The organism is Pseudonocardia humida (assembly GCF_023898865.1).
Lineage (GTDB): Bacteria > Actinomycetota > Actinomycetes > Mycobacteriales > Pseudonocardiaceae > Pseudonocardia > Pseudonocardia humida.
The window spans coordinates 1-16,720 of record NZ_JAGSOV010000010.1; the positions used below are offsets into that span (position 1 = coordinate 1).

The following is a 16,720-nucleotide window of genomic DNA, read 5'->3' on the forward strand; positions in this document are numbered from 1 at the left end:
CCGAACCCGGAAGCTAAGCCCTCCAGCGCCGATGGTACTGCACTCGTCAGGGTGTGGGAGAGTAGGTCGCCGCCGACATTCAACATTGGGGCCCGGTTCCGCTATTTGCGGAACCGGGCCCTTTTTTGCGTTATCCGACAGGTCGTTGCGCGACGAGCAGCACCTGCGACCCCATCGGGGGTACCGAGAGGCGCATCTCGACGACCACGTCGAGGCCGGCGCTCTCCAGCAGCGCCACCAGCTCCTCCGGGCGCCACAGGTGGGTCGTCCAGGAGACCGGGATGCCCCAGTAGGCCTGCGAGCGCACCAGGTCGCCGTCGCCGACGTGGGTGCCGATCAGCGCCTGTCCACGGGGCAGGAGCGCGCTCGCGAAGCTCGTCAGCACCCCGGGCAGGACGTCGCGCGGGAGGTTGAACAGCGACCACCAGCCCAGCACGCCGCCCAGCGACTCCGGGGCGAGGTCGAGCTCGGTGGCGGAGGCCACGGTGAACCGCTGTCCGGAGTGCAGCCGGCGGGCGTGCTCCACCATCCTCGGCGAGAGGTCGATCCCGGACACGTCGAGGCCGAGCTGGGCGAGGTGCGCGGTCACCGTGCCGGGCCCGCAGCCGACGTCCAGCACCGGGCCGAGCCCGCGGACGGACTCGGCGAACCCGGCGAGCGCGGCGCGCAGCCACGGCTCGGAGACCAGGTCGCCGACGGCGCGATCGACGTAGGTGTCGGCGACCCGGTCGTAGGAGGCGCGGACGATGTCGAGGTCGGGGGGTTGCTGCACGCGTGGACCGTATCCGGGAGGGCCGACACCGACGGGTCGACCGGGAAGCACACGGCACCGACAGGGCGGGCCGCGCAGGCGGTCCCGAGGGGCGAGCTGTGCACATGAGGGCGGTTGTCCACAGGTTCGGGCCGCGCACCTGCCGATGTCGCGCGGTCCCCCCCATCCTCGGTCCCAGGGCTCGCCGCGGCGGGCGACATCGAGGAGGCGGACATGTACGAGACGCAGGTGACGGTGGTCGGCAACGTGGCGAGCCCGGTCAAGGCCTGGAAGCTGCCCAACGGCGACACGGTCGCGAAGTTCCGGGTGGCGAGCACGCCGCGGCGCAGGCGCGGTCCCGATGCGGAGTGGACCGACGGCGACGCGCTGTTCGTCTCGGTCACCTGCTGGCGGCAGCTGGCCGAGAACGTGCTCGCCTCCATCGGCCTCGGTGACCCGGTCGTCGTGCGCGGCAGGCTCTACACCGACGAGTACGAGTGGGAGGGCAGGCGGCGCTTCGAGATCAGGATGGCCGGCCACGTCGTCGGCCCCGACCTCGGGCGCTGCCGGGCGGTGCTCACCCGCACCCGGCGCGGTGCCGCGGAGCCCGCCGTGGCGGGTGTCGGTGAGCGGTCCGTCGGCCCCGGGCCCTGCCCGGCGGAGGCCGCCGGGTCACCACCGGAGGGTGGTCGAGCGGTCGCCGCGGACGCCGTGCGGGAGGTGGCGGCGCGGGAGCAACCCTCCGACGACCGGCCGGAACGTCTGGGCGCCCCGGTCGAGGCGGGCGTCGGGGCCTGAGGTGGCCGGAACTACCATCGTGGGCGTGGCGGAGTTCATCTACAGCATGCAGCGGGTCCGCAAGGCCCACGGCGACAAGGTCATCCTCGACAACGTGACACTGAACTTCCTGCCCGGAGCGAAGATCGGTGTCGTCGGGCCGAACGGTGCCGGCAAGTCGACCGTCCTGCGGATCATGGCCGGTCTGGAGCCGGTCAACAACGGCGACCACAAGCTGGCCAACGACGCGACCGTCGGCATCCTCCAGCAGGAGCCGCCGCTCGACGAGACCAAGACGGTGCTCGGCAACGTCGAGGAAGGCCTCGGCACCATCAAGCAGCAGCTCGACCGGTACAACGAGATCGCCATGAAGATGGGCGAGGGCGAGTACTCCGACGAGCTGATGACCGAGATGGGCGAGCTGCAGGAGATCCTCGACCACAACGACGCGTGGGAGCTCGACTCGCAGCTCGAGCAGGCGATGGACGCCCTGCGCTGCCCCCCGCCGGACTCACCGGTCACCACCCTCTCCGGTGGCGAGCGGCGCCGCGTGGCGCTGTGCAAGCTGCTGCTGAGCAAGCCCGACCTGCTGCTGCTCGACGAGCCGACCAACCACCTCGACGCCGAGAGCGTGCTGTGGCTGGAGCAGCACCTGGCCGGCTACGCCGGGGCGATCCTCGCGGTCACCCACGACCGCTACTTCCTGGACAACGTCGCGCAGTGGATCCTCGAGGTCGACCGCGGCCAGTTCTTCCCCTACGAGGGCAACTACTCCACCTACCTGGAGAAGAAGGCCGAGCGGATCGCGGTCCAGGGCCGCAAGGACGTCAAGCTCCGCAAGCGGTTGGAGAGCGAGCTGGCCTGGGTCCGCTCGGGGGCGAAGGCGCGCCAGGCCAAGAGCCGCGCCCGCCTGCAGCGCTACGAGGAGATGGCCACCGAGGCCGACAAGCACCGCAAGCTCGACTTCGAGGAGATCCAGATCCCGCCGGGCCCGCGGCTGGGCAACGTCGTGGTCGAGGTCGAGCACCTGGACAAGGGCTTCGACGGCCGGATGCTGATCAAGGACCTGTCGTTCTCGCTGCCGCGCAACGGCATCGTCGGCGTGATCGGCCCGAACGGTGTCGGCAAGACCACCCTCTTCAAGACGATCGTCGGCCTGGAGCAGCCCGACTCGGGCACCGTGCGCGTCGGCGACACGGTGCGCCTGTCCTACGTCGACCAGAACCGCGGCGGCATCGACCCCCACAAGAGCCTCTGGGAGGTCGTCTCCGACGGGCTCGACCACATCAAGGTGGGCCAGGTCGAGATGCCCTCGCGGGCGTACGTGGCGGCGTTCGGGTTCAAGGGCCCCGACCAGCAGAAACCGGCCGGGGTGCTGTCCGGCGGTGAGCGCAACCGGCTGAACCTCGCGCTCACGCTCAAGGAGGGGGGCAACCTCATCCTGCTCGACGAGCCGACCAACGACCTCGACGTGGAGACGCTGTCCTCGCTGGAGAACGCGCTCGAGCAGTTCCCGGGCTGCGCGGTGGTCATCTCCCACGACCGGTGGTTCCTCGACCGCGTGGTCACCCACATCCTGGCGTGGGAGGGCACCGAGGAGAACCCGGCGGCCTGGTTCTGGTTCGAGGGCAACTTCGAGGCCTACGAGAGGAACAAGATCGACCGCTTGGGGCTCGACGCGGCGCGTCCGCACCGAGTCACCCACCGTAAGCTCACCCGTGACTGACAGCGATCCCACTCCGCGCTGATCCAGCGGATCGGCGAGTCCTGACGCAGTGACACCAGGAGGTCCGGTGAGGGCGATCCGGCCCGGGGCAGACGTCCCGGACGGCAGCACGGCGGCCGTGCCCGCCGACCCGCTGGCGGCGGCGGCCGACCTGCGGTGGTCCCGGCCGGACCTCACCGCCGCCCTCGCCGACCACGTCCTGGAGACCGCGGCCGCCGTCGACGACCGCGACCGCTGGCTCGCCGCCGCCGGCTGGGCGGTGCACGCCAGGTCGGCCACCGGCGACGGCCGCGACACCGCGGCCGACGTCATCGGCGGCCTGGCCGAGTGGGGCCCCGGCGTGCTCGACGGTCCGGCCGCGGGCCGGCTGCGCGTCGAGCTGGCCCTGGTGGCGGTCAACGCGGGGGAGTCGGCGGCCGCGGCGGCGCTGCTGGAGCCGGTGCTGGCCGAGCACGGGCCGGCGGAGCTGCGCGGCGACGCGTTCGGGGTGCTCGCGCGGTGCGCCGTCGACGACGACCCCGACCGGGTCGACGGCGCCCTGGAGTGCGCGGGCCAGGCGTGGGCGGAGGTCGAGCCCCCACTGCGCGAGCTCGGTGGCGCCGCGGTGGCGCTGGTCGCCGCGGCGGCGCACCGCCGGTCCGGGCGCCCGTCGATCGCCGCCGAGCGGGCCGCCGACGGGCTGGCCGAGCTGGAGCGGGCCCGGGAGGCGACCGGGTCCGGGCCGCGCTCGGGCCACCTGGCCGCGGCGCTGGCCGCGGAGTGGATCCTGTCCCTGCTCGACGCGGGCGACGCCGAGCAGGCCCGGCAGGGGTGCGCGGAGCTGGCCCCGCGCCTGGAGCACAGCCGCCCGAGCCGCCAGCTGGCCCGGTTGCGCCTGGCGGTCGCGCGCACCAACGCGGTCGGCAGCACGGCGGCCGAGACCGCCGCGCACACCCTCGGCCAGGCGGTCCGCGACGCGGCCGAGTGCGACGCCCCCGACCTCGAAGCCCTGTGCTGCTCGGCGCTCGGGGCGGTCTACCAGAAGGCGGGCCGACCCGACTTCGCGCTGACGACGGTGGAGCGCGGCGTCGCCGCGCAGCGGCGCGACCGCAGCCGCGCCGAGCGCTTCCGCACGGCACTGGACTCGCTGGCGGCCCGGCCGTCGGGCTCGGGACCCGCCGGGTACGGCGGGCGCGGCGCGGCGGACACGACCCGTCCGCTGCCGGTCGGTCCGGTCGCCGGGGAACCGGTCACGGCCCTGCTGCCCGCCCCCGGGCGCTCCAGCGTCCCCGAGCGGGGGCCGCGGTCGCGGCACGGTCGGGCGGTCGACCGGGCCTGGCAGCTCGGCGAGTACGCCGCCACCGGTGCCGACACCCAGGGAGACGACGCCGGCGACGGTGCGGCTCCCACCGGTGGGAACAACGGGTCGCGGTCCGGGCGCGGGGGTGGCCGGGGTCCGGCCCGCCCCGCCCCCGAACGGTCGCAGCCCGCGGGTCGACCCGAGCGCGCCCAGACCGACCAGCGCCCCGGCGGGCGCTCCGCGGGCCGGGACGTCCGGCGGGGCGACGCCGACGAGTCGCCCGCCGGCGACTCGCTGATGCGCGGGCCGCGGCCCGGCAACGAGCCGGAGGAGCCCGCCGATGACCAGACCGAACTGCTCCGCGTGAGCGACACCGACGACGCGCCCGACCGCGACGAACCCGGGCCGGAGGGCCGCGCGCTCGGCGCCGACCCCGCCGGGCCGGCGAGCAGGCACCGGCTGGACAGCGGGATCAACCCGATCCCGCCGAACCGCAGGCGCACGGCGGCCGAGGAGCTGGAGGCGCGGCGGACGGCGGCCGGGCGCCGGGAGTCGCGACCCGCGGCGTTCTCGGCCGAGTGGCTGGCCGCTGAGCTGGCCGACCTCGAGCGCATCTGGGAGCGGATCTCGCAGCCGGCCGTGCAGCCCGATCGCACCGACGAGGCCGCCGGCGGCGACCCGGGGCCCCGCGACGACCGGGACGACGCCGGCTCCCGCGGACGCGGCGACGGCGCAGGCGGCGACGGGGCAGGCGGCGACGGGGCAGGCGGCGACGGGGCAGGCGGCGACGGGGCAGGCGGCGACGGGGCAGGCGGCGACGGGGCAGGCGGCGACGGGGCGGACCCGGCCCGCGGCCGCGCCCGGTTCGCGGCGGTCGGCGACGGCGAGCCGGGCGGAGCGCCCTCCGGCCGGGCGCGCCGCGACCGGGACGACAGCTCCGGAAGCGGCACCGACCACAGCACCGCCGACAGCACCGACGATGGCTCGACCAGTGACGACGACTGGACCGACGTCGGTTCGGACGAGACCCGCGCCTCCCGCTCCGCACGTCGGGCCGCGGCGGGAGCCGATCCCGCCGACGACGAGCAGCCGCGTGTCGGAGCCGACGAGGCCGGGAGCGGACTGGCGGCGACCGCCTGGACCCTGACCCGGCCCGCCGGCCGCGGGCTCCCCGGCGGGCGCAGGCGCGCCGATCCGGAGCCCTCCGCCGACGGCGCCGCCGGGAACGGGAAGGTCGGCGACCGTGCCGCCGCGTCCCGCGCGGCTGCTCAGGACGCCGCCCGCCCGGCCGGCCGTCGCCGTCGGCCCGAGCCGGACGATGCGCCGGCTGTGGAGCCCGAGCGTCGGTCGGACGATCCCTTCGAGGGCCGTCGAACCGGCACTCCGGCGGGTGGGCGGTCGACGGCCGGTGCGAACGGCCGCCGCCGCGCCGAGATCGACGACGATCCCGCCGAGGGCGCGCCGCTCCGGCGGGACGGTTCCGACGACCGCGACGGCGCCCGGGCCGGTCGGCGCCGTGCGGAGCCGGAGCCCGCCGCGGACGAGGCCGGGGACGAGCGCCCCACGGGTCGCCGGGCGAGCGGTACGCCCGCCGCGAAGCCCGCCGGGCCGGCGCGATCGGGCCGCGGAGCCCGGCAGGCGGCGAACGCCCGCGCGGAGACCGCGATGTTCCCGGCGGTGCGGCCCGAGCCGGCCGCGGAGGACGCGCCGCGGCCCGCGGCCGATCCCGTGTCGGCCGCCGACGCGGCCCTGTTCGGCCCGCTGCCCGCGGAGCTGCTGGAGCCGGTGCTCGCCGAGCCCACGACGTCGCGGCCCGCCGAGCGGCCACCTGCGGACCGGCGACCCGTAGCCGAGCCGCGCCCCGCCGCGGATCCGCCCGACACCGACGGGTGCGTGGTCGGCATCGACATCGCCCGGGAGGGGCGGCGGCTGGTCGGGCGCCGCTCGGCCAGGGTCCTGCGCACCGTCGCCGAGGCACTGGGCGGTCGCCTCCCGGCCGGCGGGCGCATCGACGAGGACGAGCCGGGAGTGGTGGTGGTCCGGGTGCCCGGTTGGAGCCGGGCCGCGGCCACCGAGTGGATGCGCGGCCGGCTGCCCGGGGTGCTCGACGGGTTCGCCGGTGACCCCGGTGACGCAGGCGATCTCGCCGGCATGAACCTGCGGGCGGCCGTGCGCAACTCCGATGGCCCGGTGGGGGCCCAGCTGCTCCAGCGGCTGGACGCGCCGGCGCCGCGCGGCCCCGGTGCCGCCCCCTCCGGTCCCGTCCGCCGCGACGCCGGTGGCCCGCAGGCGCTCGAACGGCCGGGCGGCGGGGGTCGGCGCCGGGCGGACGACCGGTCGGAGCCGGAGCGGTCCGCGCCGCCGCCGTTCACCAGGCCGGTCACCGGTCGGCACGGTTCCGGCGAGACGGGCGTGATGTCGAGCGTCGTGCCCGGCCGCCACGGCCAGGACAAGACCGACCCGCCCGCCGGGCGCGGCACGTCCCGCCCCGATCCCGCCGCCGAGCAGGGCACCGCCGGGCAGGGCACCGCGCCCCGCGGCGGGCGTCGCCGGGCCGACGACCCCGCGCCGGACGGGCCGAGAGCGGCCCCCGAGGCCGATCCCGCCCCGGCGGCCGGTGCGGCCCGGGGCCGCGAGCGGGCCGACGGGTCCACCGAGGGCCTCGGACTGGCCGACCTGCTGGCCGGTGCCCTGGCCGAGTACCGGGGCATCTGACGAACCCACCGCCCGGCGTTGGCGCAGGTACTCCCGCGTCGGGGCGGGGAGGCCTCCGCCGGGGTCCCGCCACGGGGTGACCGCCGGACTAGTGTGACGGCGTCGCCCACGAGATGACCACGCAACCCACGGTGGTCGGCCGACACCCGGCCGGCGCCGACGAGCCACGGAGCTGCATGTGACCAGCCGGACGAGCGAGCGGACGGACCCGGACCCCGATCCGGAGCTGGCCGCCCTCGGAGAGCTGTACGCCCGCCACGCCACCGACACCCCGCCGGTCTCCGGCTCGTCGGGCGCCGCGACGGGCGGGCACCTGATCCACCTGCAGGACGCGGCCCGGGCCCACCTGCAGCTGGCCGAGCAGCGGGCGCCCGGGCAGCCGGCGATCCGGGTGCGCGCCGCCGAGAGCAGCGACCCGGCGTCCGGCGGGGGCGGTGGCGCCGTCGTCGAGGTGGTCACCGACGACATGCCGTTCCTGGTCGAGTCCGTGCTGGCCGCGGTCTCGCGCGTCGGCGGGGAGGCCAGCCGGCTGATCCACCCGATCGTCGTCGTCCGCCGCGACCCCGACGGCAAGCTCGCCGAGGTGCTGGCCGACGCCGACCCCGCCGAGCCGCCCCCCGGCACGATCGTGGAGTCCTGGATCCACGTCGACCTGGGCGCCCGGGCCCCGGCCGGGCTGGCCGACCTGCTGGGCAAGGCCCTGTCGGACGTGCGCGACGTCGTCGACGACTCCGGCGCCATGCTGCGCCGGGCCCGTGAGCTGGCCGACGCGATGCCGCCCGGCACCGCAGGCACCGACGAGGACGAGACCGACCCGGCCGACGTCGGGCGGCTGCTGCGCTGGCTGGCCGACGGCCACCTCACCTTCCTGGGCTACCGCTACCAGCCCGCCGAGGGCTCCGCGGACGAGGCGGACCCGGGGCTGGGGCTGATGCGGCGCGACTCCGGCCTGGCCGCCAAGTTCGCGCCCGGCGTGGCGCCGGCGGGCACCGAGCCGGAGCTGCTGCTCATCACCCGCGCCACGGTGCCCAGCCCGCTGCGCCCGGCGCACCCGTACTACCTGGCCCTGCGCGACACCGACGAGCACGGCGTCCTGCGCGGCGAGCACCGCTTCATCGGCACCCTCACCGTCCTGGCCCAGCACGAGAGTGTGCTGGACATCCCGCTGGTCGAGCGCCGGGTGCGCCGGTCGATCCAGCTGGCCGGGCTGCCGCTGGAGTCCTACTCGGGGCAGCGGATGCTGGAGGTGATCTCCGGGCTGCCCCGCGAGGAGCTGTTCACCGCGACCGCGCAGGGCCTGCACGACACGGCGACCGGGGTGCTGGCCATCGCCGGGCGGCGGGTGGTGCGGGTGTTCCTGCGCCCCGACCCGTTCCGCCGGTTCGTCTCCTGCCTGGTCTACCTCCCGCGCGACCGGTACACGACGTCGTCGCGGTTGGCGATGGCCCGGGTGCTGGAGCGCAGGTTGGGCGGCACCTCGGTGGACTACACCGCCCGGGTGTCGGAGTCCAACCTGGCCCAGGTGCACTTCACCGTGCACGCCAGGCCGGACGCGCCCGGCTTCGGCGCCGTCGACGTGCTCGACCTGCAGGACGAGCTGACCGAGGCCGCCCGCAACTGGGACGACAAGCTCCTCTCGGCGCCCGACGCGGTCGGCGTCGCCGACCTGCTCGACGGGGTGCCCGAGGCATACAAGGCGGCGGTGTCGCCGGAGCGCGCGGTCGAGGACATGCGCCGCATCGGCGCGCTGCCCGGTCCGGGCTCGTTCGACGTGCGGCTCTACCGCACGCCGGGCGCGCCCAGCCACCCCGCGTCGGGGGAGCCGGGTGAGCGCGAGCGCCGGTTCACGCTGTACCTGGCGGGCGCGCCGGCCACGCTGACCGCGGTGCTGCCGCTGCTGCAGCAGCTCGGGGTCGACGTGCTCGACGAGCGCCCGTCGGAGTTCGCCCGCCCGGACGGCACCCGCTGCTGGCTCTACGACTTCGGGCTGCGCCTGGACGACGCCACCAGCGCCGCGCTGGCCGACCGGCCGGAGGACGAGGTCGAGAGCGGCTTCTGCGCGGCGTTCAGCGCGGCGTGGCGCGGCGACGCGGAGTCCGACCGGTTCTCCGCGCTGGTGCTGCGGGCCGGGCTGCAGTGGCGGGAGGTGGCGGTGCTGCGCGCCTACGCCCGCTACGCCCGCCAGTTGGGCAGCCCGTACGGCGTGCAGTACATGGCCGACACGCTGCTGGCCCAGCCGGCCACGGCGCGGGCGATCGTGGAGCTGTTCCGGGCCCGCTTCGACCCGGCGGTCCAGGAGCGCGAGCAGGTCGGTGAGCGGGCGCTGGGCCGGGTCCGAACGCTGATCGACGCGGTCACCGGCCTGGACGCCGACCGCATCCTGCGCGGCTACCTGGCGATGATCATGTCCACGCTGCGCACCAACTGGTTCCGCGACCGGGCCTACTTCTCGTTCAAGATCGACCCGGCGGCCGTGCCGGACATGCCGGCGCCGCGGCCCAAGTTCGAGATCTTCGTGTACTCGCCCCGCGTCGAGGGCGTGCACCTGCGGTTCGGCCCGGTCGCCCGGGGCGGTCTGCGCTGGTCCGACCGCCCCCAGGACTACCGCACCGAGATACTGGGCCTGGTCAAGGCGCAGGCGGTGAAGAACGCGGTGATCGTGCCGGTCGGCGCCAAGGGCGGGTTCATCGTCCGGCGCGAGACCTCCCCCGAGGAGGTCGAGTTCTGCTACCGGACGTTCATCTCCGGCCTGCTCGACATCACCGACAACCTCGTGCACGACGAGGCGGGCGTCAGCCGCACGGTCCCGCCGCCGGACGTGGTCCGCCACGACGGCGACGACTCCTACCTGGTGGTGGCCGCGGACAAGGGCACGGCCAAGTTCTCCGACACCGCCAACGAGGTGGCCGCCTCCTACGGCTTCTGGCTCGGCGACGCCTTCGCCTCCGGGGGCTCGGTCGGCTACGACCACAAGGCGATGGGCATCACCGCGCGGGGCGCGTGGGAGAGCGTCAAGCGCCACTTCCGCGAGCTCGGCGTCGACACCCAGGCCGAGGAGTTCACCGTCGTCGGCATCGGCGACATGTCCGGCGACGTGTTCGGCAACGGGATGCTGCTCTCGGAGCACATCCGGCTGCTGGCCGCGTTCGACCACCGCCACGTCTTCGTCGACCCCGACCCGGACGTCGCGCGCAGCTACGCCGAGCGGCGCAGGCTGTTCGAGCTGCCCCGCTCCAGCTGGGACGACTACGACCGCTCGGTGATCAGCGAGGGCGGTGGGGTGTGGCCGCGCACGGCGAAGTCGGTGCCGGTGGGCGAGGCGATGCGCGCCGCACTCGGCCTCGACGACGGCGTCATCCGGCTCAGCCCGCCCGAGCTGATCTCGGCGATCCTGCGGGCGCCTGCCGACCTGCTGTGGAACGGGGGGATCGGCACCTACGTCAAGTCGGTCGAGGAGACCCACGACGACGTGGGCGACCGGGCCAACGACGCCATCCGCATCGACGGCCACGAGCTGCGGGTCAGGGTCGTCGGTGAGGGCGGCAACCTGGGTCTGACCCAGCGCGGCCGGATCGAGTTCGCGCACACCAACGGCAAGATCAACACGGATGCGATCGACAACTCGGCAGGCGTGGACTGCTCCGACCACGAGGTCAACATCAAGATCCTGCTCGACCGGCTGGTCGTGGCGGGCGAGCTCGACCGCGAGGGGCGCAACGAGCTGCTCGGCTCGATGACCGACGAGGTCGCCGAGCTGGTCCTGGACGACAACCGCGAGCAGAACGCCGTGCTCGGGGTCAGCCGGGCGCACGCGCCGGGCATGCTCAACGTGCAGCGCAGGCTCACCGCCGACCTCGCCGCGCGCACCGGGCTCGACCGCGGCCTGGAGGTGCTGCCCTCCGACGAGGAGTTCGCCGCCCGGGAGGAGACCCGCACCGGGCTCACCTCGCCCGAGCTGTCGACGCTGCTCGCGCACGTCAAACTCGACCTCACCGCCCGCCTGCTGGCCACCGACCTGCCCGACGTGCCGGCGTTCGCCTCGCGGCTGCCGGAGTACTTCCCCCGCCCGCTGCGCGAGCGGTTCCCGGCCGCGGTCGCCCAGCACCCGCTGCGCCGCGAGATCGTCACCACCCAGCTGGTCAACGAGATGGTCGACAACGCCGGAACGACGTATGCGTTCCGGCTGGTCGAGGAGCTGTCCGCGGCGCCGAGCGACGTGGTCCGCGCCTACTCGGTCACCACCCGGGTGTTCGAGCTGCCGACGCTGTGGAAGGCGATGCGCGCGCCGCACATCCCGACCGCGGTCTCCGACCGGATCGTGCTGGAGTCGCGCCGGCTGCTCGACCGGGCCTCGCGGTGGTTCCTCACCAACCGGCCCCAGCCGCTGGCCGTCGGGGCCGAGACCGCCCGGTTCGCGGCCTCGGTGAGCGCGCTGCGCCGTCAGCTGCCCGAGCTGCTGCGCGGGCGCGAGCGCGAGGCGGTCGACGCGTACGCGGAGAAGCTGCGCGCCGACGGCGTCGGCGAGGCCTGCGCGCTGGAGTCGGCCGCGCTGATGTACGGGTTCGGGCTGCTCGACGTGGTCGACCTGGTGGAGCTGTCCGAGCGCGACCGCGAGCCGCGCGACCCCGAGGAGGTCGCCGCGCTCTACTACGCGATCTCCGAGCACCTCAGCTTCGACCGGGTGCTGTCGTCGGTGTCGGCGCTGGCCCGGGGCAACCGGTGGCACGCGCTGGCCCGGCTGGCGCTGCGCGACGACCTGTACGGGTCGCTGCGCGCGATCACCCTCGACACGCTGCGCGAGGCCGATCCGGGCACCCCGGTGGACGAGGCGATCGAGCAGTGGGAGCAGGCCAACGCCTCCCGGCTGGTCCGGGCCCGGTCGTCCCTGGACGAGGTCGACAAGACCGGCGTGCTCGACCTGGCCACCCTCTCGGTGGTGTCGCGGCAGCTGCGCGGGCTGGCCCGGTAGTGGCCCGGTTCGCCACGGCGGTCCCGATGCGCTGGGCCGACCAGGACTCCTACCGCCACCTCAACCACGCCCGCGCGGTGACGTTGCTGGAGGAGGCGCGGATCGCGCTGGTCTTCGACGCGGCCGCGGTCGAGGGGGTGCCGGGTTTCGCGGCCGGCCTGCTGGTCACCGGCCTGGGCGTGCGGTACCGGCGCCAGATCTCCTACCGGTCGGACCCGCTGCACGTGGCCATGTGGATCGACCAGGTGCGCGCGGCGTCGTTCCGCATCTCCTACGAGATGCACGACGGCCCCGCCGCGAGCGACCCCGTGGCCATCAGCGCCCACACCGACATGGCCACCTTCGACCTGGCGGCGCAGCGCCCGCGCAGGCTGCTGACCGAGGAGCGGGCGTTCCTGGAACGATGGTCGGGGTGAGCTCGCTCAAGATTCCGGACCGCGCCGAGCGCGGCGACCTCGGCTCCTTCGTCGCCCGCGTCGTCCGGCTGGACCAGATGGCCGCGGTGCGGCTGCGGGCGACCGACGGCCGGGTCGCGGTGTGGGCGCCGACCCCGTTCGACGCCCTGGTCACCCGCTCCGTGCACGGCACCCTCGAACCCACCGACGTGACGGCGTCGGCCTCCGGGCTGCTCACGGCGCTCACCGTGGAGCGGTCCGAGACGATCGACCCGGGCTCGGGCGCGCTGTGGCCGGGGGAGCTGCCGCCCGACGAGGGCTGGTACCCGGTCGACGACGTGCCGGTCGCCGAGCTGGAGCGGCTGACCGAGCGCGGTCTGGCCGTGGCCAAGGAGAACGCCGGGCCGCACGGGCCGCCCACCTCGCTGCTCGACCAGGTGGTGCTCACCGTCGCCCCCGACGTCGACCGGGCAGCGGCCGCGCCGGGCCGGGCGGCCGCGGTGAAGGTGCCGATGCGCTGCCTGTTCGCGCTGTCGGGGATGGGCTTCCTCGGCGCCGTCGGCGACGGCGGCAGCGACGTCGTGCGCGTCTCGGCCAACGGCAGCTGGCTGCGCCTGGACGCCCGCTACGGCGCCGTGGTGCGCCGCCGGATCACCGCGTTGCCGCTGCTCATCGGCTGAGCGGGCGCGGCGGGGTCACTGCAGCCATGCGGAGGTGTCCGGGGGCAGCATGTCGTCGTAGATGGGCCCGCTGTGCAGCAGGATCTCCCCGGGCGGCAGCGGCACCGGCTGCGAGGACGTGTTCAGCGCGCAGACCAGCGTCCCGCCGGACCGGCGGAAGGCGAGGCAGCCCTCCGGCGCGCCGAACCACTCCAGGCCCTCGCCGTCGCCCTCGAAGCCCACGTGGGTCTTGCGCAGCTCCACCGCCCGGCGCACCAGCGACAGCATGGAGCCGGTGTCCTCGAGCTGCTCGGCCACCGTGAGCAGGCTGTACTCGAAGGGCATCGGCAGCCAGGGGCTGCCGTCGGTGAAGCCGTAGCCCGGGGCGCCGTCCTCCCACGGGATCGGCACGCGGCAGCCGTCGCGGCCGCGCTCGGCCCGGTTCGACCGCTCCCACACCGGGTCCTGCAGCGCCTCGTCGGGCAGCGCGGCGTCGGGCAGGCCCAGCTCCTCGCCGTTGTAGAGGCACACGGCGCCGGGCAGCGCCAGCTCGACCAGCGCCATCGCCCTGGCCCGCTTGCGGCCGATGGCGCCCCCGCCGTAGCGGGTGGCCGGGCGGGGCAGGTTGTGGTTGGACAGCGTCCAGGTGGGCTGAGCGGGCACGGCGGCCACCGCGGCCAGCGAGCGCTCGACGGCGGCGCGGAGGGCCTCGGCGTCCCAGCCGGCGTGGGCCAGCCGGTAGTTGAACCCGAGGTGCAGCTCGTCGGGGCGCAGGTACCGGGCGAAGCGCTCGTCGTCGGCCACCCAGATCTCGCCGATCGTCAGGCTCTGCGGGTAGTCGTCGACGACGGCGCGGATGAGCCGGTGCACGTCGTGCACGCCGTCGTCGTCGAAGCGGGGGTCCTCGGTGCGGTCGGTGACCATCGCGCCGACCGGGTGCGCGGCGTCGGGCAGGCCCTCCGGCTTGCTCATGCCGTGCGCCGCGCTGATCCGGAACCCGTCGACGCCGCGGTCCATCCAGAACCGGATGGTCTTCTCCATGTCGGCCCAGACCTCGGGGTTGTCCCAGTTCAGGTCGGGCTGGTCGGGCGTGTAGAGGTGCAGGTACCACTCGGCCTGCCCGGTGCCCGCGGGGTTCGGCGCGCGCGTCCAGGCGGGCCCGCCCAGCACGCTGAGCCAGTTGTTGGGCGGCTCGGCGCCGTCCTCGCCGCGGCCGGGCCGGAAGTGGTAACGCGCCCGCTCCGGGCTGCCGGGGGCCGAGGCGAGGGCGGCCAGGAACCACTCGTGGTCGCTGGAGGTGTGGTTGGGCACCAGGTCGATGATCACCCGGATGCCGTGGTCGTGGGCGTCGTCGAGGAGTTCGTCGAAGGACTCCAGGTCGCCGAAGGCGGGGTCGACGTCGCGCGGGTCGGCGACGTCGTAGCCGTGGTCGACCATGGGGGAGGGGTAGAACGGGGTCAGCCACACGGCGTCGACGCCGAGCAGCTCCAGGTAGCCCAGCCGGGTGCGCACGCCTTCGAGGTCGCCCAGGCCGTCGCCGTCGGAGTCCGCGAAGGACCGGACGTAGACCTGGTAGATCACCGCGTCCCGCCACCACTGCACGAGGCAGATCCTGTCAAACCCGGGGCCGCGACCGGAGCCCCCGAGCGGGGGTCGCGTTCCGCTCGTCGGTCACAGCGCGCCCCGCTCAGAAGTCACTGTTGACCATGCTCATGGCCGCGTACTGCAGGTACTGCCAGAGCTGGTCGCGGTGCGCGGCGTCGAGGCCGGACTCGTCGACGGCGACGCGCATGCAGCGCAGCCAGGCGTCGCGCTCGATCGGCCCGACCTTGAACGGCGCGTGCCGCATCCGCAGCCGCGGGTGCCCGCGCTGGTCGGAGTAGGTGCGCGGGCCGCCCCAGTACTGCTCGAGGAACATCCGCAGCCGCACCTCGGCCGGGCCGAGGTCCTCCTCGGGGTAGAGGGGGCGCAGCACGTCGTCGGCGGCCACCTCCTGGTAGAAGCGGGCCACCAGCTTCTCGAAGACCGGCGCGCCGCCCACCTCGGCGTAGAAGTTCTGCGGTTCGCTCACCACCCCATCATCCCCTCCCGCTCCGGTCGGGCGCGCAACCCGTCCAGGACCAGGGCGAGCAGGTGCTCGGCGCGGTCGGCGGGATCGGCGGCCGCACCGCTGGCGGGGGCGATGCCGTGCCCGACCTCACCGTGGACGTCGGGCAGGTCCTCGTCGACGGCGACATGGTGGCCCGCAGGCTGCGCAGCCACGGCCACCGCGACGGGCGCCCGGTCGAGCTGCGCGGCACGGACATGGTCCGGGTGCGCGACGGGAAGCTCGTCGAGCACCGGGCGGTGGCCGTCGGCTCCTGAGCCGGTCTCAGGACTTGACCGGTCCGCCCGAGGGCGGGGTGAGGGTCGGGATGATCCCCGGGCGCGGCACGCCGTTGTCGTCGAAGGCGTCGGTGATCGCACCGTTGAGCGCGCGCTGCACGGCGAACTGCCGCCCGGGGTTGACCCGCACCGTCAGCCGCAGGGTGACGCCCTCGGGGCCGACCCGCTCGATGCCCAGCACCTCCGGCGGCTCCAGCACGTCGTCGGCGATGTCGGTCTTGGCCACCCGCTCGACGGCCACCCGGCTGAGCAGGTCGGTGGCGGTGGTGACGTCGGCGCTGTGGGCCACGGGCACGTCCACCACGGCGACGGCGTAGCCCTGGCTCTTGTTGCCCACGCGCAGGATCTCGCCGTTGCGGACGTACCAGACGGTCCCGTTGACGTCGCGCAGGGTGGTGATCCGCAGCCCCACGGCCTCCACGACGCCGCCCGCCTCGCCGAGGTCGACGATGTCGCCCACCCCGTACTGGTCCTCGAGCAGCATGAACATCCCGGACAGGAAGTCGCGCACCAGGTTCTGCGCGCCGAAGCCGACCGCGACGCCGACGATGCCCGCCGAGGCCAGGACCGGGGCCAGCGCCACGCCGAACTCGGCCAGGATCATGATCGAGGCGATGACCAGCACGACGGCCGAGCTGATCGAGCGCAGCACCGAGCCGATCGTCTTGGCCCGCTGGCCGCGCCGCTGCGAGACGGCCGCGCCGTTGGTCTCCGGGCGCAGCCGCCGCGGTGCGCGCCCGAGCAGCCGCGACAGCCGCGAGCTGGTCGCGCCGTCGACGACCCGGTGGATCGCCCGGTGCAGCAAGAACCGGACGACCAGCCCCAGCACGACGATCAGCGTGATGTTGATCGTGGCCGAGACGATGGCGTCGGCCGAGTTGGCCAGGAAGTCGTTGTTGGTCCAGTCGTAGAACCGGGCGCACCAGGTGCCGGGGTCGTCGGCGCAGGCGGGGCGCCCGACCACGGCGTCGAGCACGGCGACGTCGTCGTCGGGACCGGGGCCGCCGGTGCTCACGTCAGCTCCAGGTGACTGCGCGGGACCTCGACGACGTCGAGGTGCTCGG

Annotated in this window: 11 protein-coding genes and 1 rRNA gene; 8 read left to right on the forward strand and 4 right to left on the reverse strand. The window is 75.1% G+C overall.

All coding sequences use genetic code 11. From position 1 onward, the window contains the following. Positions 1-78, forward strand: a 5S ribosomal RNA gene (gene rrf, locus KDL28_RS42385); the annotation flags it as partial. Between the two features lie 52 nt (positions 79-130). Here rrf and KDL28_RS04320 read toward each other — a convergent pair. Further along, positions 131-772, reverse strand: a complete 642-nt coding sequence (locus KDL28_RS04320; protein WP_252435884.1) for a class I SAM-dependent DNA methyltransferase — start codon at positions 770-772, stop codon at positions 131-133. Positions 773-985: 213 nt separating this feature from the next. On the opposite strand from KDL28_RS04320, the gene KDL28_RS04325 reads away from it, so the two are divergent. From KDL28_RS04325 to KDL28_RS04350, 6 genes are all read left to right on the forward strand, one after another. Beyond that, positions 986-1,549, forward strand: coding sequence for a single-stranded DNA-binding protein (locus KDL28_RS04325; RefSeq protein WP_252435885.1), 564 nt, complete (start codon positions 986-988; stop codon positions 1,547-1,549). A 25-nt stretch (positions 1,550-1,574) separates the two neighbouring features. Further along, on the forward strand, positions 1,575-3,254 hold the full coding sequence (gene ettA / locus KDL28_RS04330) for an energy-dependent translational throttle protein EttA (RefSeq protein ID WP_252435886.1): 1,680 nt from the start codon (positions 1,575-1,577) through the stop codon (positions 3,252-3,254). A gap of 67 nt (positions 3,255-3,321) precedes the next feature. Then, positions 3,322-7,248: a hypothetical protein gene (locus KDL28_RS04335; protein ID WP_252435887.1), complete on the forward strand. Its 3,927-nt coding sequence runs from the start codon at positions 3,322-3,324 to the stop codon at positions 7,246-7,248. 178 nt (positions 7,249-7,426) lie between these two features. Next, the gene (locus KDL28_RS04340; RefSeq protein ID WP_252435888.1) at positions 7,427-12,217 is read left to right on the forward strand and encodes an NAD-glutamate dehydrogenase; all 4,791 of its coding nucleotides are present in this window, start codon (positions 7,427-7,429) and stop codon (positions 12,215-12,217) included. A gap of 26 nt (positions 12,218-12,243) precedes the next feature. Then, positions 12,244-12,633, forward strand: a complete 390-nt coding sequence (locus KDL28_RS04345; protein WP_252435889.1) for an acyl-CoA thioesterase — start codon at positions 12,244-12,246, stop codon at positions 12,631-12,633. Then, positions 12,630-13,292 (forward strand): DUF8185 domain-containing protein, encoded by a 663-nt coding sequence (locus KDL28_RS04350; protein WP_252435890.1) that lies wholly within the window; start codon positions 12,630-12,632, stop codon positions 13,290-13,292. The genes KDL28_RS04345 and KDL28_RS04350 overlap by 4 nt, the downstream gene beginning before the upstream one ends. Positions 13,293-13,307: 15 nt before the next feature. Here KDL28_RS04350 and KDL28_RS04355 read toward each other — a convergent pair whose 3' ends face one another. Beyond that, positions 13,308-14,873, reverse strand: a complete 1,566-nt coding sequence (locus KDL28_RS04355) for a glycoside hydrolase family 13 protein (protein WP_252435891.1) — start codon at positions 14,871-14,873, stop codon at positions 13,308-13,310. An 85-nt stretch (positions 14,874-14,958) separates the two neighbouring features. Beyond that, on the reverse strand, positions 14,959-15,342 hold the full coding sequence (locus tag KDL28_RS04360) for a globin (protein WP_252435892.1): 384 nt from the start codon (positions 15,340-15,342) through the stop codon (positions 14,959-14,961). Between the two features lie 62 nt (positions 15,343-15,404). On the opposite strand from KDL28_RS04360, the gene KDL28_RS40255 reads away from it, so the two are divergent. Further along, the gene (locus KDL28_RS40255) at positions 15,405-15,635 is read left to right on the forward strand and encodes a nuclear transport factor 2 family protein (protein ID WP_252435893.1); all 231 of its coding nucleotides are present in this window, start codon (positions 15,405-15,407) and stop codon (positions 15,633-15,635) included. 7 nt (positions 15,636-15,642) lie between these two features. Here the strand turns inward: KDL28_RS40255 and KDL28_RS04370 are convergent, their stop codons facing one another. After that, complete coding sequence (locus tag KDL28_RS04370; RefSeq protein WP_252435894.1) at positions 15,643-16,671, reverse strand: mechanosensitive ion channel family protein; 1,029 nt, start codon at positions 16,669-16,671, stop codon at positions 15,643-15,645. Positions 16,672-16,720 lie beyond the last annotated feature (49 nt).